The organism is Flavobacterium jumunjinense (assembly GCF_021650975.2).
Taxonomy (GTDB): Bacteria; Bacteroidota; Bacteroidia; order Flavobacteriales; family Flavobacteriaceae; genus Flavobacterium; species Flavobacterium jumunjinense.
Genome location: NZ_CP091285.1, coordinates 1,365,757 through 1,387,090 on the forward strand (window position 1 = coordinate 1,365,757; position 21,334 = coordinate 1,387,090).

General features: G+C 28.6%; 17 protein-coding genes. 13 read left to right on the top strand and 4 right to left on the bottom strand.

Annotated features, from left to right (window positions below; genetic code table 11):
• Positions 1-56: 56 nt before the first annotated feature.
• Positions 57-2,234 carry a ribonuclease R gene (rnr, locus tag L2Z92_RS06175; protein ID WP_236457963.1) on the bottom strand — a complete coding sequence of 726 codons (2,178 nt, stop codon included), beginning with the start codon at positions 2,232-2,234 and terminating at the stop codon, positions 57-59.
• A 113-nt stretch (positions 2,235-2,347) separates the two neighbouring features.
• On the opposite strand from rnr, the gene L2Z92_RS06180 reads away from it, so the two are divergent.
• From L2Z92_RS06180 to L2Z92_RS06210, 7 genes are all read left to right on the top strand, one after another.
• On the top strand, positions 2,348-2,587 hold the full coding sequence (locus L2Z92_RS06180; RefSeq protein WP_236457964.1) for a putative signal transducing protein: 240 nt from the start codon (positions 2,348-2,350) through the stop codon (positions 2,585-2,587).
• A gap of 784 nt (positions 2,588-3,371) precedes the next feature.
• The gene (rpiB, locus tag L2Z92_RS06185; RefSeq protein ID WP_236457965.1) at positions 3,372-3,803 is read left to right on the top strand and encodes a ribose 5-phosphate isomerase B; all 432 of its coding nucleotides are present in this window, start codon (positions 3,372-3,374) and stop codon (positions 3,801-3,803) included.
• Between the two features lie 281 nt (positions 3,804-4,084).
• Complete coding sequence (locus L2Z92_RS06190; protein WP_236457966.1) at positions 4,085-4,987, top strand: cation diffusion facilitator family transporter; 903 nt, start codon at positions 4,085-4,087, stop codon at positions 4,985-4,987.
• A 135-nt stretch (positions 4,988-5,122) separates the two neighbouring features.
• Positions 5,123-8,566, top strand: coding sequence for a pyruvate carboxylase (locus L2Z92_RS06195; protein ID WP_236457967.1), 3,444 nt, complete (start codon positions 5,123-5,125; stop codon positions 8,564-8,566).
• Positions 8,567-8,652: 86 nt separating this feature from the next.
• Positions 8,653-9,705: a hypothetical protein gene (locus tag L2Z92_RS06200; RefSeq protein WP_236457968.1), complete on the top strand. Its 1,053-nt coding sequence runs from the start codon at positions 8,653-8,655 to the stop codon at positions 9,703-9,705.
• 21 nt (positions 9,706-9,726) lie between these two features.
• Complete coding sequence (locus tag L2Z92_RS06205; RefSeq protein ID WP_236457969.1) at positions 9,727-10,437, top strand: M15 family metallopeptidase; 711 nt, start codon at positions 9,727-9,729, stop codon at positions 10,435-10,437.
• 88 nt (positions 10,438-10,525) lie between these two features.
• Positions 10,526-12,649 carry a Tex family protein gene (locus tag L2Z92_RS06210; RefSeq protein ID WP_236457970.1) on the top strand — a complete coding sequence of 708 codons (2,124 nt, stop codon included), beginning with the start codon at positions 10,526-10,528 and terminating at the stop codon, positions 12,647-12,649.
• Positions 12,650-12,713: 64 nt separating this feature from the next.
• Here the strand turns inward: L2Z92_RS06210 and L2Z92_RS06215 are convergent, their stop codons facing one another.
• From L2Z92_RS06215 to tatA, 3 genes are all read right to left on the bottom strand, one after another.
• On the bottom strand, positions 12,714-13,406 hold the full coding sequence (locus tag L2Z92_RS06215; protein ID WP_236457971.1) for a hypothetical protein: 693 nt from the start codon (positions 13,404-13,406) through the stop codon (positions 12,714-12,716).
• 2 nt (positions 13,407-13,408) lie between these two features.
• Positions 13,409-13,870 carry a hypothetical protein gene (locus tag L2Z92_RS06220; RefSeq protein WP_236457972.1) on the bottom strand — a complete coding sequence of 154 codons (462 nt, stop codon included), beginning with the start codon at positions 13,868-13,870 and terminating at the stop codon, positions 13,409-13,411.
• Between the two features lie 131 nt (positions 13,871-14,001).
• The gene (gene tatA / locus L2Z92_RS06225; protein ID WP_236457973.1) at positions 14,002-14,205 is read right to left on the bottom strand and encodes a twin-arginine translocase TatA/TatE family subunit; all 204 of its coding nucleotides are present in this window, start codon (positions 14,203-14,205) and stop codon (positions 14,002-14,004) included.
• Between the two features lie 128 nt (positions 14,206-14,333).
• On the opposite strand from tatA, the gene L2Z92_RS06230 reads away from it, so the two are divergent.
• The 6 genes from L2Z92_RS06230 to rfbB are packed head-to-tail and all read left to right on the top strand — an operon-like array spanning position 14,334 to position 21,309.
• A complete protein-coding gene (locus tag L2Z92_RS06230) occupies positions 14,334-15,203 on the top strand; it encodes a murein hydrolase activator EnvC family protein (RefSeq protein ID WP_236457974.1) in 870 nt (289 codons plus the stop codon).
• Positions 15,204-15,206: 3 nt separating this feature from the next.
• A complete protein-coding gene (locus tag L2Z92_RS06235) occupies positions 15,207-16,697 on the top strand; it encodes a GH3 auxin-responsive promoter family protein (RefSeq protein ID WP_236457975.1) in 1,491 nt (496 codons plus the stop codon).
• 1 nt (position 16,698) lies between these two features.
• Positions 16,699-17,577, top strand: a complete 879-nt coding sequence (locus L2Z92_RS06240) for a carboxypeptidase-like regulatory domain-containing protein (protein ID WP_236457976.1) — start codon at positions 16,699-16,701, stop codon at positions 17,575-17,577.
• 45 nt (positions 17,578-17,622) lie between these two features.
• The gene (locus tag L2Z92_RS06245; RefSeq protein ID WP_236457977.1) at positions 17,623-19,314 is read left to right on the top strand and encodes a DUF6909 family protein; all 1,692 of its coding nucleotides are present in this window, start codon (positions 17,623-17,625) and stop codon (positions 19,312-19,314) included.
• A gap of 6 nt (positions 19,315-19,320) precedes the next feature.
• Positions 19,321-20,292, top strand: coding sequence for a hypothetical protein (locus L2Z92_RS06250; RefSeq protein ID WP_236457978.1), 972 nt, complete (start codon positions 19,321-19,323; stop codon positions 20,290-20,292).
• Between the two features lie 3 nt (positions 20,293-20,295).
• Positions 20,296-21,309: a dTDP-glucose 4,6-dehydratase gene (rfbB, locus tag L2Z92_RS06255; protein ID WP_236457979.1), complete on the top strand. Its 1,014-nt coding sequence runs from the start codon at positions 20,296-20,298 to the stop codon at positions 21,307-21,309.
• Positions 21,310-21,334 lie beyond the last annotated feature (25 nt).

Below are 21,334 nucleotides of genomic sequence, written 5' to 3' on the forward strand. Positions count from 1 at the left end.
TAACTAATATCGTTTTAATAATCAGGAATCATATAAAACGATATCAAGATTATTATTTATTCATTTTTTCTTAAATAATTGAAGTCTAGTTGTTTTTTAACTAAATCTGCATTTTTAACTTTAACATAGACTTCATCTCCTAATTGAAGAATATTCTTTGTAACTTCTCCTACTAAGGCATATTGTTTATCGTCGAAAGTGTAATAATCGTCTTTAATCTCTCTAATACGACACATTCCTTCGCATTTGTTTTCAATAATTTCAACATAGATTCCCCATTCGGTTACTCCAGAAATTACTCCTAAAAACTCCTCATCTTTATGGTCTTGCATGTATTTAACCTGCATGTATTTGATTGAATCTCTTTCAGCTTGTGCAGCTAAATGTTCCATATCTGATGAATGTCTACATTTAACTTCAAAATCTTCTTCATTAGCACTTTTTCCTCCATCTATGTAATGTTGTAACAAACGGTGTGCCATAACATCAGGATATCGACGAATTGGAGAAGTAAAATGACTATAATAATCGAAAGCTAAACCATAATGACCAATATTCTCTGTAGAATATACAGCTTTACTCATCGTTCTAATCGCTAATGTATCAACAAGATTTTGTTCTTTTTTACCATTAACATCTTGCATTAATTGGTTTAAAGACTTAGAAATATCTTTTTTGTTACGTAAATCTAATTTATATCCAAACTTAGAAATCAAAGCTTGAAGATTAAATAATTTATCTTCATTTGGTTCATCGTGAATTCGATACACAAATGTTTTTTTCTGTTTCCCTATAAATTCTGCAACTTTTCTATTAGCTAAAAGCATGAATTCTTCAATTAAATGATTAGCATCTTTACTTTGTTTAAAGTAAACTCCTATTGGTTCTGCTGCTTCATTTAAATTGAATTTTACTTCAACCTTATCGAAAGAAATTGCTCCAGAAGCCATTCTTTTTCTTCTAAGAATTTTAGCTAATTCGTCTAACTTTAAAGTAGCTTCAACTATAGCTTGTGGTGCTTTATAGGCTGCACCAGTTAAAGAAACTTCAGCTGGAATAGTATCTGATTTAGATTCTATAATACTTTGTGCTTCTTCATAGGCAAAACGTTGATCTGAATAGGTTACTGTTCTTCCAAACCATGAATCTAAAACTTCTGCTTTATTATTTAACTGAAAAACGGCTGAGAAGGTATATTTTTCCTCATGTGGACGTAGTGAACAGGCGAAGTTAGAAAGTACCTCTGGAAGCATAGGAACCACTCTATCGACTAAATAAACAGATGTTGCTCTGCTATAAGCTTCATCATCTAAGATTGTTCCTTCTTGTAAATAATGAGAAACATCGGCAATATGAATACCAATTTCATAATTTCCATTTTCTAAAACTTGAAAAGAAAGTGCATCATCAAAATCTTTTGCATCTTTTGGATCAATTGTAAATGTAAGTACATCTCTCATGTCTCTACGTTTTGCAATCTCTTCTGCTGTTATAGAAGTATCTATTTTATTAGCATAGGTTTCAACTTCTACAGGGAAATCGTAAGGCAAACCATATTCTGCCAAAATTGCATGAATTTCGGTATTATGTTCTCCTGGTTTCCCAAGTACTTTTATTACTTTTCCAAAAGGTGAATCTGCTTTTTTAGGCCAATCTTCCATTGTAACTAAAACAACATCACCATTTTGAGCATCACCTAATTTATTTTTTGGAATAAAAATATCAGTATACATTTTAGCATTTGTAGTGGTAACAAAAGCAAAATTCTTTTGAATATCTATTACACCAACAAACTCAGTTTTTGCTCTTTCTAATATTTCTAAAACTTCTGCTTCTGGCTTTCTAGAACTTCTTCTGTTATAAACATATACTCTAACTTTATCTTTATCTAGAGCATGATTTAAATTTTGTTTTGGTACATAGACATCATCTTCTAATTCATCACAAACAAAATAACCAGATTTTCTAGAATTCATATCTAAATATCCTTCATAATATTCTGATTTAGATATTACTTGATATTTTCCTATTTCAGTTTCATGAATTTTATCTTGAGCCTTAAGTAATTTAAGATCTCTAATTATTTCATTTCTACTTTTAGTATCTTTCAATTCTAATAATCCAGCAATTTGTTTATAGTTATAGCTTTTAGCAGGATCTTTAGATAATATTTTAAATATTTGTGCGGTAAAATCTTTACTCTTTTTACCAAATTTTTTTGGTTTCTTATTCATTGTATCTTTTTCAATTAATGGTGAAAGTTACGAAATAGTTATAAGTTATAACTTAAAATTATAAGTTTTAATATAATTCTAACAATAACTATCTTTATATAAATAATTTTCCAATGAAAGAATATATCACTGTAGCAATTTTTAATTATCAACATGAAACCTTCATAATTAAGAATCTTCTTGAACAAGAAGGAATTAAATTTATTTTTGAAAATGAAACTTTGGTTTCAATCGATCCTTTTGCTTCTATAGCCTACGGAGGAATTAAATTAAAGGTACATTCTAACGATTTAGAAAGAGTAAAACAAATCTTAGATAGTTTCAAAAATGACAATCATTTAAAAATTGTTTAATTTCTAAAAGTTGAAAGTTTTCAACATATATTAAATACAAATAAAAAAGATTTAATTAATTTTAAAAAAATTGATGGGTATTATAGCTTGTTAATAAGGGGTATAAAATTATTGATTTTAGTCTTTTTTTAAAGTTTTAGATAGTTATACAATTCTATCAACAATGTTATTTTAATGTAAAATACTGATTTTTAACTTGAAGAATGATTTTAGTTTTTACTTATTAACAATTGTTAATTTATGGTTTTACTATGATTTTGTAAATAACTCGACTACTAGTTTTATGTTGATAACCTATTAATAAGTACTCATAACTTTAGAATAAATTCTAAAAACTATTAGTCATTTATTCAATCTAATTTTTGCTTATAAAAAAAAGCTTAGGTTCTCAAAAAATCTATCTTTTTCTATTTTTACTTATTAACAATTTATGTTAATTTAATGTTACTTGATTATCAGTCTATTGTAAAACGTTATTAACAAAGTTGTAAAACGGATTAAAAACTAAGCTTTTTTTGAACTCATTATAAATTCTTATTTATTTTAAAATAAACCAAAAAATTAAAGAATATCATTATAACTATATGTAAAACAATTAATTAACAGTTATTAACAATTGACTCTAATAACTATATAACCAATAAATTGATACTATTTTGAAGTTATTAATATTAGATAGTAATGCTTTTTAAAAAATAATAAGAGATAAACATAACTGTAGTTTATTATTTAAAAATGAAATCCTATTTGTATTTTTGTAAAAATAACAACACAACAATATATTATGATTATTTCGATAGGTAACGACCATGCAGGTCCAGATTACAAAAAAGCTATTATAGCATTTTTAGAAAAACAAGGGCATACTATTTTTAACCACGGAACAGATACATTTGATAGTGTAGATTATCCAGATTTTGGACATGCTGTAGCGTATGATGTAGAAAGTAAAAAAGCAAATTTTGGTATTGTAATTTGTGGTTCTGGAAATGGAATTGCAATGACAGTTAATAAACACCAAGATATTAGAGCAGCACTTTGTTGGACAAAAGAAATTGCAGAATTAGCACGTTTACATAATGATGCCAATATTTTAAGCATTCCTGCTCGTTATACTTCTATTGAACAAGCGATTCAAATGGTAGATGTTTTTTTAACAACAGCATTTGAAGGTGGAAGACACGCAAATAGAGTAAATAAAATTGCTTGTAAATAATAAGTTGATGGTATATAAAAATTGGTCATTTAGATTTTTTATTTATAGTTTTATTTCAGAAATTGTTTTAATTTATAAAACAGCTAATTTTACTAATCTATTTAATAATGATGCGGATTGGTTGTTAACTTCTTTAAGTTTTTTAGCAATAATTTTTGAAGTTGCTTCTTTATTTTTTTTAATAATTAGTTTTATAAAAAAAGAAAAAAAAGACGTTTTTTTTTATATACCATTACTTTATTTCATTTTACATATTCTATTAATACCATATTTTTACATTAATGTCTCATAACCACAATCATAGTCATGAAGTACAAGGAAAAAATTTACTTTTTTCTATAATATTGAACGTGGTTATTACTTTAGCCCAGCTTATAGGAGGAATAGTTTCAGGTAGTTTGGCATTAATTTCAGATGCACTTCATAATTTTTCTGACGTTTTATCTTTAGTTTTTAGTTTTGTAGCCCATAAACTATCTAGACGAAAAGCATCATTAAATCAAACATTTGGATTAAAAAGAGCTGAAATTTTAGCCGCTTTTGTTAACGCAGCAACATTAATAATTGTAGCGTTTATTTTAATTTATGGAGCAATAGAACGTTTTTTTAATCCACAAGCAATAGAATCAAAATTAGTTATTTGGTTAGCATTATTAGGGATTGTAGTTAATGGTTTTTCTGTATTACTACTTAAAAATGATGCCGATAAGAATTTAAACATGAAATCGGCCTATTTACATTTATTAACAGATATGATGGCTTCTGTAGCTGTGTTAGTTGGTGGTTTATTAATGCTTTTCTATGAAATTTATTGGATTGATAGTGTAATGACATTATTAATAGCAATTTACCTAATAGTTGTTGGTTTTGATTTACTCAAAAAAGCTACAAAAATTTTAATGCTTTTTACACCAGATGCTATAAATATTAAAGAAATAATAAAGGAAGTACATAAAATTAAAGGTGTAAATAAATTACATCATATTCATGTTTGGCATTTAAATGAAGAAGAATTACATTTAGAAGCACATTTAGATTGTTCAGAAGATATAAAAATGAGTGAATTCAATAATTTACTTCAAGAAATAGAAGATTTACTACTTGTAAAATTCGAAATTAATCATACAAATATTCAACCTGAATTTAAAAGAGAAGATCCTAAAGATTATATTGTTCAAGATTGATTTTTAAAACGTTATAATTTTCTCTAAAATGTAAAAAGAAGTGAATTAAACGTAAATGTATAAAAATTTATTATGCATGCATAATAAATTTTTATACATTTACGTTCTAAGAACTACAACAACACAACATACATTATGAAAATTACAACAATTACGAAGCTTTTAGTGGCTAATCGTGGTGAAATTGCTATTCGTGTATTTCGAGCAGCAACTGAATTAAGAATTCAAACGGTCGCGGTTTATACTTTTGAAGACCGTTATTCCTTACATCGTTACAAAGCCGACCAAAGTTTTCAAATTGGTGACGATACTGAATCTATCAAACCTTATTTAGATATAGAAGTAATTATTAAAGTTGCTAAAGAAAATCAAGTCGATGCTATTCATCCTGGTTATGGCTTTTTATCTGAAAACGTAACTTTTGCTAAAAGATGTTCTGAAGAAGGAATCATTTTTGTGGGTCCAAAAATAGAAGCAATGCTACAATTGGGAGACAAAGTAGAAGCAAAAAAAGTAGCTAGAGCTGTTGGAGTTCCGCTTATTCAAGATTCAAAGATAAATTTAGAAACCGTTGAAGATGCTTTGTCAGAAGCTAAAGTAATTGGTTTTCCAGTAATGTTAAAAGCTGCAGCTGGTGGTGGTGGAAGAGGAATGCGTGTTGTTAGAAGTGCAGAAGAAATAAAAACAGCTTTTGTAAATGCAAAAAGTGAAGCTTTAAAATCATTTGGAGACGATACCGTTTTTATTGAAAAATTCATCGACAATCCAAAACATATTGAAGTACAAATATTAGGAGATAACTACGGAAACGTAGTGCATTTATATGAAAGAGATTGTTCGGTTCAAAGACGTTTTCAAAAAGTAATAGAAATTGCTCCTTCTATTTTAAAGCCCGAAACCAAGCAAAAATTATACGATTATGCTATTAAAATTGCAAAATATGTACATTATAATAATGCTGGAACCGTTGAGTTTTTAGTAGATAAAGAAGAAAATATTTACTTTATAGAAGTAAACCCAAGAATTCAAGTTGAACATACAATCACTGAAGAAATTACAGGAATAGATATCGTTCGTTCGCAAATAATTATTGCTGCGGGTCATCCGTTATCTCATAATCAAATATTTATTCACGGTCAAGAAGATATTCCTTGTAAAGGTTGGGCCATTCAATGTAGAATTACAACAGAAGATTCAGAAAACGACTTTAAACCCGATTACGGAACCATAATTGCGTATAGAAATGCTGCTGGTTACGGCATTCGTTTAGACGAAGGAAGTTGCTATTCGGGAGTTACTATTTCTCCTTTTTTCGATTCTATGTTGGTTAAAGTTTCGTCAAGTGGAAGAACATTAAAAGGAGCATCCGATAGATTAAGAAGAACATTAGAAGAATTTAGAATTAGAGGTGTTAAAACCAATATTCCATTTTTAACCAATGTAATGTCTAACGAGACATTTAGAAGTGGAGAAGCTACTGTTAATTTCATTCCAGAAAACCCACATTTATTAGTTCCACGTTACGAATATTCGAAAGATAGAGCAACCAAATTAATTAAATATTTAGCGGAGGTTAAAGTAAACGGTCATCCAGATATTAAAAAAGTAGATACTGATAAAGTATTTAGAAAACCATTAGTTCCTGAAGTTTTAGAAACCGAATATCCAAAAGGAACAAAAGACTTATTAAATGAAATGGGTAGAGATCAATTTATCCAATACATTAAAAATGAGACTAAAATTTTCTATACCGATACTACTTTACGGGATGCACATCAATCGCTTTTTGCAACAAGATTGCGTAACCACGATATTTTAAAAGTAACCGAAGGAATGGCTAAAAATTTCCCACAACTTTTTTCATTAGAAGTTTGGGGTGGCGCTACTTTTGATGTTACGATGCGTTTTTTACACGAAGATCCATGGGAGCGTTTGCGAATAATTAGAAAAGCAGCGCCAAATGTTTTACTTCAAATGTTATTTAGAGGAAGTAATGCAGTTGGTTATTCGGCTTACCCAGACAATGTTTTAGAGCAGTTTATTATAAAAAGTGCCGAAAATGGTATCGATGTGTTTAGAATTTTCGATTCTCTAAACTGGATTGAAGGAATGAAGCACAGTATAAAGGTTGTGAACGAAAAAACCAATGCCATTGCCGAAGCTTGTATTTGTTATACAGGTGATATTTTAAATCCAGACAGACAAAAATTTAATTTAGAGTACTATGTTAATTTAGCGAAAGAATTAGAAGCTGCTGGAGCACACATGTTGGCAATTAAAGATATGGCTGGTTTATTAAAGCCGTATGCTGCTCAAGTGTTAATAACCGAGTTGAAGAAACATATTTCTATACCAATTCACTTGCATACACATGATACTTCTTCGATTCAGTCTACAACTTATTTAAAAGCAATTGAAGCAGGTGTAGATGTTGTAGATGTTGCATTGGCATCTATGAGCGGATTAACATCGCAGCCTAATTTTAATTCGTTAGTAGCAACTTTAAAAGGTTCGGAAAGAGAAAATCCTATCAATCTTAAAAAATTAAACGAATATTCAAACTATTTTGAAGTCGTTAGAGAATATTATTATCCGTTTGAAAGTGAATTAAAAGCAGGAACTGCTGAGGTCTATGACCATGAAATTCCAGGCGGACAATATTCTAATTTATTACCACAAGCACGTGGTTTAGGTCTTGAAGATAAGTTTGAAACAATTAAAGAAAACTATAAAATTGTCAATCATTTATTTGGTGATATTGTAAAAGTAACGCCGTCTTCAAAAGTAGTAGGTGATATGGCTTTGTTCATGACTTCTAATAATTTAACAGCGCAAGAAGTTATAGAAAAAGGAGACACATTGGCTTTTCCTGAATCGGTAAAACAACTTTTCCGAGGCGATTTAGGTCAGCCGTATGGAGGTTTCCCAAAAGAATTACAAAAACTAGTATTAAAAAAGGAACAACCGTATACTGAGAAACCAAACGCACACTTAAAACCTATAGATTTTGAAGTTCAACTAAAAGAATTACATCAAAAATTTGATGATAAATTAACGACAGAAGATTTATTGTCTTACATAATGTTTCCAAAGGTATTTGAAGATTTCTATAATTTTAGAAAGTATTTTGGTAGAGTAGAAAAATTACCAACACCAAGTTTTTATTATCCTTTAGTACTAAACGAAGAGATTATTGTGAACCTAGATTTAGGTAAAAACATCATCATAAAATTAAGATATGTTGGTGAACCGAATGAAGAAGGATTTAGAGAAGTATTTTTTCAAATAAACGGACAAACTAGAAATGTTTTAGTAAAAGATAAAGCGATACAGTCAATAAAGGTCACAAACGCTAAAGTAAACGGACCAAATGATATTGGCGCACCATTACAAGGAAGTTTGCTTAAAATTTTGGTTACAGAAGGTGAAAAAATAGAGAAAGACACACCTTTATTTATAATTGAAGCCATGAAAATGGAAACTACAATTTGCGCTCCAAAATATGGAACAGTAGCAAGAGTAGTACTGAAAGAAAAATCAATGATAGAACAAGATGATTGTGTAATTCAGCTTCAATAAAAGACTATTTTTCATATTTATAAAGCTGTTTCATTTTTTGGAACAGCTTTATTCGTTAAATTTACAGCATAACATTAAAAATTTCCATGAGCGAAAATAAGCCACAGTTAAAAAAATTAAATTATCCTATAAATGGTGAGTTAAGACGTTATTTAGAAAAATACAAGCGATTAACACGTATAAATATTTTTTATGATGACTTGTTACGATTTCAAGGTTCAATTTCTGTATTTGACAAAGAAGATAAAGACACACTTTGGGTAAGGGTTTATTATAACGGATTTGAAAAAGAAGAGATAGACAATAGTCTTAAAAAGATATATACACTTTTACATTCTGATGGTGATATAAAAAATATTCAATTTTTAAATGTTGATTATATCGACTTTTGCACCTTTGGAAATTCGCAACCATTTCGTATTAAAATCAGAAATATTTTAAATGATAATTACACTCATTTTTACATAAAAAAAGCCGACGCTTCGCGTGTTTTTGGTTTAGAACTGGAGCATATTTTATCACCAAATAGGATTAATTTTTTAGTTTTTGGAGATACTTTAATCGAAGAGCATATTTTAGGAATCCCAGGAGATGTTTTTTTAGAAAAAAATTTAAAAAAATGTAATGAACATGAAAAAGCACAAATAGCCAAAGAATTTGTAAAGTTTAATGAACGTTGTATGATTGGATTATTAGGAGATATGCGTTCCTATAACTTTGTAATTGTACCAATTTATGATTTTGACCAAATAGTTTTTAAAATAAGAGCTATAGATTTTGACCAGCAATGCTACGAAGGAAGTTTTAGATTGTACAAACCACATTTATTTAAAGAAAATTACCCTTTTAATAGATTAGTACGCGATAAATTAAATAAAGATGCAATTGAACAATATCAAAACGAAGAACGTTCCATTTTAGTAAAGCGACTACTAGACTCCGAAACACGATTACTTGATCTTTTAGAAGCTATGAAATCATCAAAATTAGCTCCTATAGAACATATTGTTCAACTGCAAGAGGAAATCTATGAGTTTACCTTAGATTTAGACTTTAAAAAAGCAAATTCCATGGGAGAAATTGTAGAAGTAGCTTTAAATTTTATGAAACGAAACTTTAAATATGAAGATTTCGAATAAGAAAAATTGAACAGTAAAAAAATGAAAAAACTATTACTAATAGTACCTATATTTCTATTCTTATCTTGTAAAAAAGAAGTAGATACTAAAGAGAATACTAGAACAATAAAAAAAGAAAAAGATACAATTAGTAAGCCTATTATAATTGAAAAAGAAGAGGTTATAGTACCTGAAATAATAGTAAGCGATACTTCTTTTGTTAATATTAAAAACTATAGTTCCGATTTTATTCTAGACATGAAATATGCAACAACCGATAATTTTCTAAATCAGAAAGTATATGATTGTTCCGATTGTTATTTATTAAAAAACACTGTGTTAGCATTAATTGAAGCCAATAAAGAGTTTATCGAAAAAGGATATCGAATTAAACTTTTCGATTGTTATCGACCATTAGATATTCAAAAAAAAATGTGGGAAATATTACCACACACCAACTATGTTGCAAACCCCAAAAGAGGTTCTAAACACAATAGAGGAACAGCTGTAGACATAACTTTGGTAGATGAACATGGAAATGAATTAGATATGGGAACAAAATTCGATTTTTTTGGAAAAGAAGCACATCATAGTTATTTAAATCATTCGGAAGAAGTACTTCAAAACAGAAAATTACTAAAGGAAACACTTTCAAAACATAATTTTAGATCAATTTATACAGAATGGTGGCATTATGAGTTTCGAACAACAATGGATTTAAAAATATCTAATTTTAAATGGGAATGTGATTAATTTCAAATTTCAATACATAGATTTTATCTTTTTTAGACAAATAAAATTATTTTTACAGCCAAATAAATAGCATCATATTCATTAAGTAATGACAAACATACAATTCATAAAAAAAGAAGTAAATACTTCAGATAAAAATATTGAAGCAACGCTTAAACTACTATCAGAAGACTGTACAATTCCTTTTATAGCACGCTATAGAAAAGATGCAACAGGTAATCTAGATGAGGTTCAAATTGAAAACATTGCGAAATCAAAAAAACAATATGATGAGATTTGTAAGCGAAAAGAGAGCATTTTAAAAGCTATAGAAGAACAAAATGCTCTAACTCCAGAATTAAAACAAAAAATAGAAACAAGTTTCGATTTGCAAGAAATAGAAGATTTCTATTTACCTTATAAAAAGAAAAAGAAAACAAAAGCCGATGTTGCTCGCGAAAATGGATTGGAACCATTAGCTAAGATTATCATGTCGCAGCGAAATGATGATATTGAGTTTTTAGCTTCAAAATATTTGAATGATAAGGTAATTAATGAAGATGATGCTTTGCAAGGAGCAAGAGACATTATTGCCGAATGGATAAATGAAAATATATACGTTAGAAAAGCATTAAGACGAATGTTTCAACGTCAGGCTGAAATTACTACAAAAGTAGTAAAAACCAAAAAAGACGAAGAAGGAGCTCAGAAATTTTCACAATATTTTGAATGGTCTGAGCCATTAGCTAAAGCACCTTCACATCGATTATTAGCGATATTAAGAGCAGAAGCAGAAGGATTTATTAAATTTAAGATAGAAGTAGACAAAGAAGAAGCCATTTCTTTTATTGAAGATACTATTATCAAGTCAAATAATGAAACAACACAACAAATTGAACTAGCAATAAAAGACAGTTATAAAAGATTGTTAGAACCTGCAATTTCAAATGAAACCCTACAAGAAGCAAAAAACAAAGCGGATGTAAAAGCGATTGATGTATTTTCAGAGAATCTACGTCAGTTATTATTAGCACCACCATTAGGAGAAAAACGAATTTTAGCGATAGATCCGGGTTATAGAACAGGTTGTAAAGTAGTTTGTTTGGATGAAAAAGGCGATTTGTTAAATAACGAAACTATTTATCCACATGCTCCTCAAAACGAGAGTGCAATGGCGATGAAAAAAATTCGTTCTATGGTAAATGCATATGGAATTGAAGCCATATCAATAGGAAATGGAACAGCATCTAGAGAAACAGAATTCTTTATTAAAAAAATAGCTTTTGATAAACCTGTACAAGTATTTGTGGTTTCAGAAGCAGGAGCATCGGTGTACTCTGCAAGTAAAATTGCTAGAGAAGAATTCTCTAGTTATGATGTCACAGTTCGTGGTTCTGTGTCAATTGGAAGACGACTTTCAGATCCTTTAGCAGAATTGGTTAAAATTGATGCCAAATCTATAGGAGTAGGTCAATACCAACATGATGTAGATCAAACTAAGTTGAAAGAAGAACTAGACAATACAGTAATTCGTTGTGTAAACTCTGTAGGAATTAATATCAATACTGCAAGTAAATCATTATTGAGTTATGTATCTGGAATAGGAGAAAAAATGGCAGAAAACATTGTTGCCTATCGTTCAGAAAACGGACCTTTTGAAGACAGAAAACAACTAAAGAAAGTACCAAGATTAGGAGAAAAAGCTTTTCAACAAGCAGCAGCATTCATTAGAATTAGAGATGGAAAAAATCCGTTAGACAATTCAGCTGTACATCCTGAGTCCTATAAAATAGTTGAGAAAATGGCTAAAGATCTAGGTATAAAAACGAATGAATTAGTCGCTAATAAAGAAAAAATAAGTCAAATTAAGCCAGAAAATTATATTACGGAAGAAATAGGTATTTTAGGTTTACAAGATATTTTAAAAGAGCTTGAAAAACCTGGATTAGACCCTAGAAAATCAGCAAAAGTATTCGAATTTGACCCAAATGTTAGAACAATAAAAGATTTAAAACAAGGTATGATTTTACCAGGAATTGTCAACAATATTACTGCTTTTGGTTGTTTCGTAGACGTAGGAATAAAAGAAAGCGGATTAGTTCATATATCACAACTTAAAGAAGGCTTTGTTTCCGATGTAAATGAATTTGTAAAACTACATCAACACGTTCAAATTAAAGTTGTTGAAGTGGATGAAGCTAGGAAAAGGATTCAGTTGACGATGATATTGTAATTAAAGAAAAGCCAAATTTCAAAAAGTATTGAAATTTGGCTTTTAAAATGATAATAAAATCAATCTAGCTCTTCGCTTTCAAGTTTGGATAAAGCGCACTTATTTTAGCATAAAACTGTTCTCCTACAATTTGATTTCTAGTTAAATTTTTAGAATAACTACTACCAAACATTGAAGTAACATCATTATTAAAGGCTAACCTGTCATGAACTTCTATTGTACTTTTTTGCCCATCAATATCAAAGTTAAAAAAGTATTTAGTAGCAAGAATTTCTTTTGCTTTTGAAGCTGCATTTTCATTACCTTTTGTAGCATCTAATGTTACAGTTGCTTGGTTTAGACGTTCAGAATTAAAGATTAAATGTTCTTTTAAATCACCTTCAACATCAGTACTCAAATAATGCATTTTTCCTTCACTTAATACTACAAAAGAAGGTGTTTCTACTGTTCGGAATTTTACAGTTCCTAAAGTCATTGCCGACTTTAATAAGTCTTTACCAACATCTTTAGCTCTATCTAAACCAGTGTAAGTAATTGATGAGGAAGTGAATGCATCTATTGGAGCATTCTTCATCCATTTATTAATATAAGAATATTCACCACTTAATAGTTCAGTTTGATACTTATCAGTATGTGCTCTTTCTTTTTCTAAATCTTGATTATTAATGTGTTTCTTATTTTTATTTAAAACATAAAACATCATTACAAAACCAATTGAAAGGACGAATCCAGGAATTATTAATGAATTTAAATCCATAATTATACTTCAGTTGGTGTAATATCGTCTTCGTCTTTTTTACCCATATAACTCCATATAATAAGAGCTAAAATTATCCCTAATATAATTTTTCCGCCATATTTATTATAGAATGGTACTTTTAATACATCTTCTTTATTAATTTTATTTTCAGATAAAGTTAAAGCTAACTCTTCTTCGTCAAGGTCATAATATGTTTCAGATTTAGAGCTATATAAAACAAGTTTAGGCTCTTTTGTTATCCATAAAGGAAGAATCCAAGCAATATTAAATTCTTCATGAAGTGTTGCTAAATCTAGGTAATCTAGGCTTCCTTCACTAGTTTCATACATTTCATTGTCGGGTAATTCGCTTACAATTTCAATGACTTCTCTTTTTCCAAAAGGAATTTTCGCTCGTCCAAAAGCATTTGAAAAACCAAATACTAAAACACTAATGATAATAATTTTTTTAAAGTTGTTCATGATTTTTTAAAGTTTTATTTGTTAAAAAACCAAATATATACAAAATGTTTTATAAAACAAGAACACCTTATTGGGCCTAAACTCAATAAGGTGTTCTATTATAAACAGAATAGTATTTAAAAATAAAGCTACTATTCTTTAGTTTCGTCTTCTTTTTTAGAAGTTAATTTTTGGTCTTCTTCTTTCATTGCGTTTTTAAATTCTTTAACTCCACCACCAAGACCTTTCATTAATTCAGGAATTTTTTTACCACCAAAAAGTAATAAAATTATAACCACAACTAAAATTATTTGTGGAGCTCCTACAACGCCTAAAAATATTGTTAATGCATTCATGATTTCAGTAATTAATAGTACAAAGATAATAAGAAAAAGATAAACCCATATTTTTTAACTAATAATTATACGCAATAACTTAAAAAACCGTTGTAATTACTATATTTGTGGGAACAATTAAGAGTAAAATGGCAAAAAGAAGTATAAAGAGAAAATTACTTTTAAGAAAATTACTAAACAAAAGAAGGTTAGTAATTCTTAATGAAGATACTTTTGAAGAAACATTCTCATTAAAATTGAATTTGATGAATGTTTTTGTTGTTGTTACTTTATCAGCAATTTTTTTAATTGGTATCACATCATATATTATTGCTTTTACACCATTAAGAGAGTATATTCCTGGATATGCATCTACAGAATTAAAGAAAAACGCATTAGACTTAGCTATAAAATCAGACTCTTTAGAAAAATCTTTCAAACTGAATAATATTTATATAGCGTCAATAAAGAAAGTTTTAGCAGGAGATTTAGAGTACGCTAAGTTGAATAAAGATTCTTTAAAAGCTACAGAAAAGCAAGTTGTAGACGAAAAAACATTATTAGCTTCAAGTGCTGAAAAGGAATTGAGAGAAAAAGTTATTGCTGAAGATAAATTTAACGTTTTTGAAACAGCTAAACCTAAAGTTAATTTTGTGTTATTTCCGCCTGCTCAAGGAGTAATAATAGAAAAATATCATGCTAAGAATAATCATCTTGCTGTTAAGATAGCATTAGCAAATAATACTCCAATAAAATCTGTTGCAGCAGGAACAATTATTTTCGCAGATTGGACACCTTCAAATGGCTATGTAGTTATTGCCAGACATCAGGAAGGAATTTTATCTGTTTATAAAAATGCTGGTTCTGTTACTAAAAAGCAAGGAGATACTGTTAAATCTGGAGAAGTTATTGCTTTAACAGGAAATACTTCAAATCAAGAAACAAGTATAAATTTACATTTTGAACTGTGGAAAGATGGTTTCCCAATAGACCCAACTCAGTTTATTAATTTTAATTAACCTATGTCAATAAAAGTTTTTGCAGCCAAAATTTTCGCAAAACAAGTTCATAAAAAAACTCAAAAATGGGTTAATAATCCAATTGAAACTCAAAAGAAAGTATTTCAAGAATTAATACAATCAGCAAAAGAGACACAATTTGGAAAAGACCACAATTTCTCTTCTATAAAAACTGCTAAAGATTTTACAAGAAATGTTCCAATAAGAGATTATGAGGAACTTAAGCCTTATGTTGAGAAAGTTGTTCAAGGAGAAGAAAACGTTCTATGGAAAGGAAAACCAATTTATTTTGCTAAAACTTCTGGAACAACTTCTGGGGCAAAATATATTCCACTAACAAAAGAGTCGATGCCGTTTCATATTCAGGCGGCAAGAAATGCAATATTGTCTTATATTCATGAAACTGGAAATGCAGATTTTGTAGATGGGAAAATGATATTTCTTCAAGGAAGTCCTATTATGGAAGAAAAAAATGGAATCAACTTAGGTCGATTATCAGGAATTGTAGCGCATTATGTTCCAAAATATTTACAAAAAAACAGAATGCCATCTTGGGAAACTAATTGCATTGAAGACTGGGAACTGAAAGTGAATACAATTGTGAAAGAAACCATCAATGAAAACATGGCGGTTATTTCTGGAATTCCTTCTTGGGTGCAAATGTATTTTGAAAAGCTAAAAGAAAAAGCAAACAAACCAGTTGGAGAAATATTCAAGAATTTCAATTTATTTATTTATGGAGGTGTTAATTATGAGCCTTATCGAGCAAAATTTGAAAGTTTAATAGGTAGAAAAGTAGATGCTATAGAGTTATTTCCTGCTTCGGAAGGATTTTTTGCTTATCAAGATTCTCAAAAAGAAAAAGGGATGTTACTTTTATTAAATTCAGGAATTTTTTATGAATTTATAAAAGTTAATGAGTTTTTTAATGAAAGCCCAAAACGTTATACAATTGGAGAAGTAGAGTTAGGAATTAATTATGTTTTAATCATTTCTACAAATGCAGGTTTGTGGGCATATAATATTGGTGACACAATACAATTTACTAGTTTAAAACCATATAGAATAATTGTTTCAGGTCGAATTAAACATTTTATTTCGGCATTTGGAGAACATGTTATAGGAAAAGAAGTAGAGAGTGCTTTGCAAGAAGCAATGGAGAATACCAATGTGAGTGTAAATGAATTTACTGTTGCACCACAAATTACCCCAAAAGAAGGGTTACCTTATCATGAATGGTTTATAGAATTTGATGAAGAACCAGAAAATCTTGAAGACTTTTCTTTAAGGATAGATAATGCAATGCGAAAACAAAATGTATATTATGACGATTTGATTGTTGGTAAAATACTTCGTACTATAGTCATTTCTAAAGTACAAAAGAATGGTTTTCAAGAATATATGAAGTCAATAGGGAAATTAGGTGGACAAAATAAGTTACCTAGATTAAGTGATAATAGAAACATAGCAGATAAATTAAATATTTTGCCCTAAAATGAAAGAGCACAGATTTTATGTACTGTTGATGATTTTTATGACCTATTCAATCACAGCTCAAATAAAAGGAGTAGTGAAAGATAGCGTTTCTGGTATGCCAATTTCATTTGTGAACATATGGGTTGAAAATGAAGAAATAGGAACAACTTCAGATTTTGATGGAAGTTTCTCTATGAATGTAAAAGAGACGAATAAAAATTTAGTTTTTTCAGCATTAGGATTTCAAAAGAAGACGATTAAGATAGTAAATGCAAAAGAGGTTTTTCTACAAGCAACTGTTATAGAATTAAATGAAGTAGTTCTTTTAAATAAAAAAGAAACGAAAGTAATAGAGATAGGCAAAACTCCAAATGCTATTTTGCAAACATTCGATAACGGACCAAAAATTGAAGCTAAGTATTTCCCTTATAAAGATTCTTATAAAAAAACTCAATTTATAAAAAAAGTAAGTATTCAAACGGATAGTAAAATAGAAGAATCTACAATAAAAATTCATTTTTACAGTGTTAATAAAGATGGTTCTCCAGGTGAAGAGCTGTTAAACAATGATTTTTTAGTGATTATTAAAAAAGGAGTTTTAAAAAATAAGTTTGATATATCAGATCATAATTTGGTAATGCCTACTAATGGTATTTTTGTAGCCTATGAAAAATTAATGATAGAAAGTAATAAGCTTGAAAGACAAATTGTAGATCCTTATACAAAAAGTAAAAAAACTAAAACAACACATTATCCATTGGTTTTATATAATTATGTAGAACGTGATTTTTTATATAGTTTTTTTGGAGGAAAGTGGAATAAAAAAGTAAATGAGCAAGATTCAAACGATAAATTAACAATATTTGAACCAGCTATTAATCTAACATTAACCAATTAAAAAATAAAAATCTTACCTTTGTTGGTTAGATAAACATAAATATTAATGAAAGACATTAAAAACATTTCGCGTTCTAGAGCGCAAGAGTCGTCAGGAGCTATTGAACGACTGTACATTACAATGAGACATTTATTTAATAGAGGTTTTTATAAACCAATGGGTGTTTCAGGAGATACTTTAAGAGAAGCTTTATTACAACTAAGACCAGAAATCTATGGTAGTATTGCGGAAGAAAAAGTAGAATTAAATGGATTACTTTATGTAATTGAACGTTTACCAATTGGAATTGAAGAGTGTAGATATATTAATCTTACTTCAGATGAAGGGTATTCAAAATCTCATTTTAGAGCAATTGTACCTCCAAAAAGACGTAGAAATTGTTATCGAATTGATGATGAACAAATGAATGTAGAAATTACGCGTGGTAGATCTGATATCTATGATATTTTAACACATTTAACATTCATTTTTATAGAATCTCATAAAATTAAAGATAGAGTTTTAATAGATGATGAGGGAACTGTTTCTAGAGATTGGCAAAAATTAGAGCAAGTAGTAAAACAGACAAAGAAGTTAACTTTAATCGAAAGAGAAAAAGCTCTTTCACATGCTTCTAATGTCTTAGGAAGAACTTTTGCAGAAGTTCAAGATATTTATGATGATTTTGCAACAATAGATGTTCCGGACCGTTTCTTACATGTTATTTATTGGTTAGGAAAATTAGCTATTGAAGAAATTGTTGATAACAATAAAAGAACAATTACTTTTAGTCCAATTTTAAGAGAAAGATTAGGGCACCATATTTATGGAGATATCTGGGCAACCAATATTAAAGATGTTTTATTTGAAAATAACTTAATTGAAAAACCAATACACATAATTAGTGCCAATATGCACAGTGTAATGAATTCAATTTTTGCTGAACCAGTTTTAGGAAAAAAATATAAAGATTTAGCAGAATATCAAGTTTTTGAAGACTTAAGTAAGTCTGGAAGTGATGTATTAAGAAAAAAAGTAGAAGAATATGCTTTACAAAATGGTATGATTTCTCTACTAGATACTTCAGGAACAAATATAGATGTACAAATATTTGACACTTCAAAAATTGATTTTAAAAAGACTGTTTTTTCTAATTCAAAATTTGAAAAAGAAACTCCAATTCTAATCGTTATGGATTATGCTTTTGGAGAACAAGCTTATGAAACTATAGATGAATTACTAAAACCATATAAAACAGAAGAAGGAGAAACATTATTATTAAATGTAGAGTCGGTATCTATTATGGGTAAAGCAGGAATTCTACAAGGAGGAAAAGGTGATATAATGATTCCAACAGCACATATTAATGAAGGAACAGCAGATAATTATCCTTTTGACAATATGTTAACCTTAGAAATGTTTGCAGGTAACGGAATTCCAGTTTTTCAAGGACCGATGGTTTCTGTTTTAGGAACATCACTTCAAAATAGAGATTTATTAAAATTCTTCCACGAATCGACTTGGAAAGCAATTGGACTTGAAATGGAAGGAGCTTATTACCAAAAAGCGATTCAATCTGCTTCAAAAATTAGAAAAAGTATCAATCCAAATGTAAAAGTGCGATATGCTTATTACGCTTCGGATAACCCATTAGAAACGGGAAGTACATTAGCATCTGGAGGATTAGGAACTACAGGAGTGAAACCTACCTATTTAATAACAATTAAGATTTTAGAGCAAATTTTTAATGTAAAATAATTTTAAATGAGTACAAATTCTCAAGATCAAGAGATTGATTTAGGTCAAGTTTTTAAAAAAATCGGTGAGTTTTATCAATTATTTATCGATAAAATTTTTGATTTTATTCTTTTCTTAAAAAGAAACATCATCATTGTTATTGTTTTATTTATTTTAGGAGCTGGACTAGGATTTTATTTAGATAAAGATTCTAAAATATATGATCATGAAATCATTGTATTGCCTAATTTTGGAAGTACAGATTATTTATACTCTAAAGTTAATTTATTAGAATCAAAAAGAAAAGAAAAAGATACTTCTTTTCTAAACAAGTTAGGATTTATAGATAAAAGTGATTTTAAAAGAATTGAAATTGAGCCAATTATTGATGTTTATCAATTTATAGATTCAAAAGAGAGTAATTTTGGTTTGATAAAATTAATGGCGGAAGATGGAGATTTGAAAGAAATAATTAAAGATGATGTTACAAGTAAAAATTATTTATATCACGTTATTAAAATAAAGACAACTAATAAAATAACATCCGAAAAATTGCATTCATCTATATTAAGTTATTTAAACAAGTCAGATTATTTTGAAGTTATTCAAAAACAGTTTATAGAAAATTTAAAGGTTAAAATTGTAGCAAACGATGTTACGGTTAGTCAAATAGATAATTTACTTAATGATTTTTCTAAGACATCTTCAAGTAATCAAAAAAGTGATAAACTTGTTTATTATAATGAAAATAGCCAATTGAATGATATAATAAAAACGAAAGAAGATTTAATTAAAGAACAAGGTTATAATAAGATAAACTTAGTTAATAGTGATAAAATCATTAAAGATATTAATACATCAATAAACAGTAAAAATACTGAAGGATTGAGTGGTAAAACAAAATTGATATTACCATTTCTATTTATTTTGATATTTTTATTTATGAAAGGATTTATTCGTTTTTATAAAAAACAGATGAATAAAAGAAATACTGTTTAATTTATGAAAACTATTTTAATAACAGGCGGTGCAGGTTTTATTGGCGCAAATTTTATTTCATATTTCTTACAAAATAATACAGAATATAATTTGGTTAATTTAGATTTACTGACCTATGCAGGTGATTTAGAAAACCTAAAAGAGATAGAGAACAATCCAAAATATACTTTCGTTCAAGGAGATATTTGTGATAGAAACTTAATAGAGGGATTGTTTACCAAATATCAGTTTCATGACGTAATACATTTTGCAGCAGAAAGTCATGTTGATAATTCTATTTCTGGACCAGAAGCATTTATTAAAACTAATGTTTTAGGCACTTTTAATCTTTTAGATACAGCAAGAAACCTTTGGATGTCTGCTCCAAATGAATATGTTGCTAATTTTAAAAATTCACGCTTTCATCATGTTTCTACTGATGAAGTATATGGAACATTAGGAGAAACTGGTCTGTTTGAAGAAACAACTCCCTATGCGCCTAATAGCCCTTATTCTGCATCAAAAGCTGGATCAGATATGATAGTGAGAAGTTATTTTCATACGTATGGAATGAATGTAGTGACAACTAATTGTTCAAATAACTACGGACCTAAGCAACATAATGAAAAATTAATACCTACAATTATTAGAAAAGCATTGGCTGGTGAAGAAATTCCTATTTATGGAGACGGTAAGAATGTTCGTGATTGGTTATATGTAATTGATCATTGTAAAGGAATTGAATTAGCTTTCAAGAATGGAAAAGCTGGAGAGACGTATAATATTGGAGGAAGAAATGAACGTAATAATTTATATATAGTAGATAAAATTTGCGATATATTAAATAATAAAACACCTCGAAAAGCAGGAAATTATAAAGATTTAATTTCATTTGTAAAAGACAGACCCGGTCATGATAAAAGATACGCAATTGATGCAACTAAAATTGAGAATGAGTTAGGTTGGAAAGCAGATGAAAATTTTGAAACAGGAATCTTAAAAACAGTGGAATGGTATTTAAATAAGTTTAAAGCATGAGTTTTTAATAACTTTCGACTTAAAA

What these genes read in the sequence shown, in the direction of transcription:
- L2Z92_RS06195 (WP_236457967.1), top strand. Translation starts at nt 5,123, where the DNA reads ATGAAAATTACAACAATTACGAAGCTTTTAGTGGCTAATCGTGGTGAA.
- L2Z92_RS06190 (WP_236457966.1), top strand. Translation starts at nt 4,085, where the DNA reads ATGTCTCATAACCACAATCATAGTCATGAAGTACAAGGAAAAAATTTA.
- rpiB (WP_236457965.1), top strand. Translation starts at nt 3,372, where the DNA reads ATGATTATTTCGATAGGTAACGACCATGCAGGTCCAGATTACAAAAAA.
- L2Z92_RS06240 (WP_236457976.1), top strand. Translation starts at nt 16,699, where the DNA reads ATGAAAGAGCACAGATTTTATGTACTGTTGATGATTTTTATGACCTAT.
- L2Z92_RS06210 (WP_236457970.1), top strand. Translation starts at nt 10,526, where the DNA reads ATGACAAACATACAATTCATAAAAAAAGAAGTAAATACTTCAGATAAA.
- L2Z92_RS06205 (WP_236457969.1), top strand. Translation starts at nt 9,727, where the DNA reads ATGAAAAAACTATTACTAATAGTACCTATATTTCTATTCTTATCTTGT.
- L2Z92_RS06180 (WP_236457964.1), top strand. Translation starts at nt 2,348, where the DNA reads ATGAAAGAATATATCACTGTAGCAATTTTTAATTATCAACATGAAACC.
- L2Z92_RS06220 (WP_236457972.1), bottom strand. Translation starts at nt 13,870, where the DNA reads ATGAACAACTTTAAAAAAATTATTATCATTAGTGTTTTAGTATTTGGT.
- L2Z92_RS06235 (WP_236457975.1), top strand. Translation starts at nt 15,207, where the DNA reads ATGTCAATAAAAGTTTTTGCAGCCAAAATTTTCGCAAAACAAGTTCAT.
- L2Z92_RS06215 (WP_236457971.1), bottom strand. Translation starts at nt 13,406, where the DNA reads ATGGATTTAAATTCATTAATAATTCCTGGATTCGTCCTTTCAATTGGT.
- L2Z92_RS06230 (WP_236457974.1), top strand. Translation starts at nt 14,334, where the DNA reads ATGGCAAAAAGAAGTATAAAGAGAAAATTACTTTTAAGAAAATTACTA.
- L2Z92_RS06250 (WP_236457978.1), top strand. Translation starts at nt 19,321, where the DNA reads ATGAGTACAAATTCTCAAGATCAAGAGATTGATTTAGGTCAAGTTTTT.
- tatA (WP_236457973.1), bottom strand. Translation starts at nt 14,205, where the DNA reads ATGAATGCATTAACAATATTTTTAGGCGTTGTAGGAGCTCCACAAATA.
- L2Z92_RS06200 (WP_236457968.1), top strand. Translation starts at nt 8,653, where the DNA reads ATGAGCGAAAATAAGCCACAGTTAAAAAAATTAAATTATCCTATAAAT.
- rfbB (WP_236457979.1), top strand. Translation starts at nt 20,296, where the DNA reads ATGAAAACTATTTTAATAACAGGCGGTGCAGGTTTTATTGGCGCAAAT.
- L2Z92_RS06245 (WP_236457977.1), top strand. Translation starts at nt 17,623, where the DNA reads ATGAAAGACATTAAAAACATTTCGCGTTCTAGAGCGCAAGAGTCGTCA.
- rnr (WP_236457963.1), bottom strand. Translation starts at nt 2,234, where the DNA reads ATGAATAAGAAACCAAAAAAATTTGGTAAAAAGAGTAAAGATTTTACC.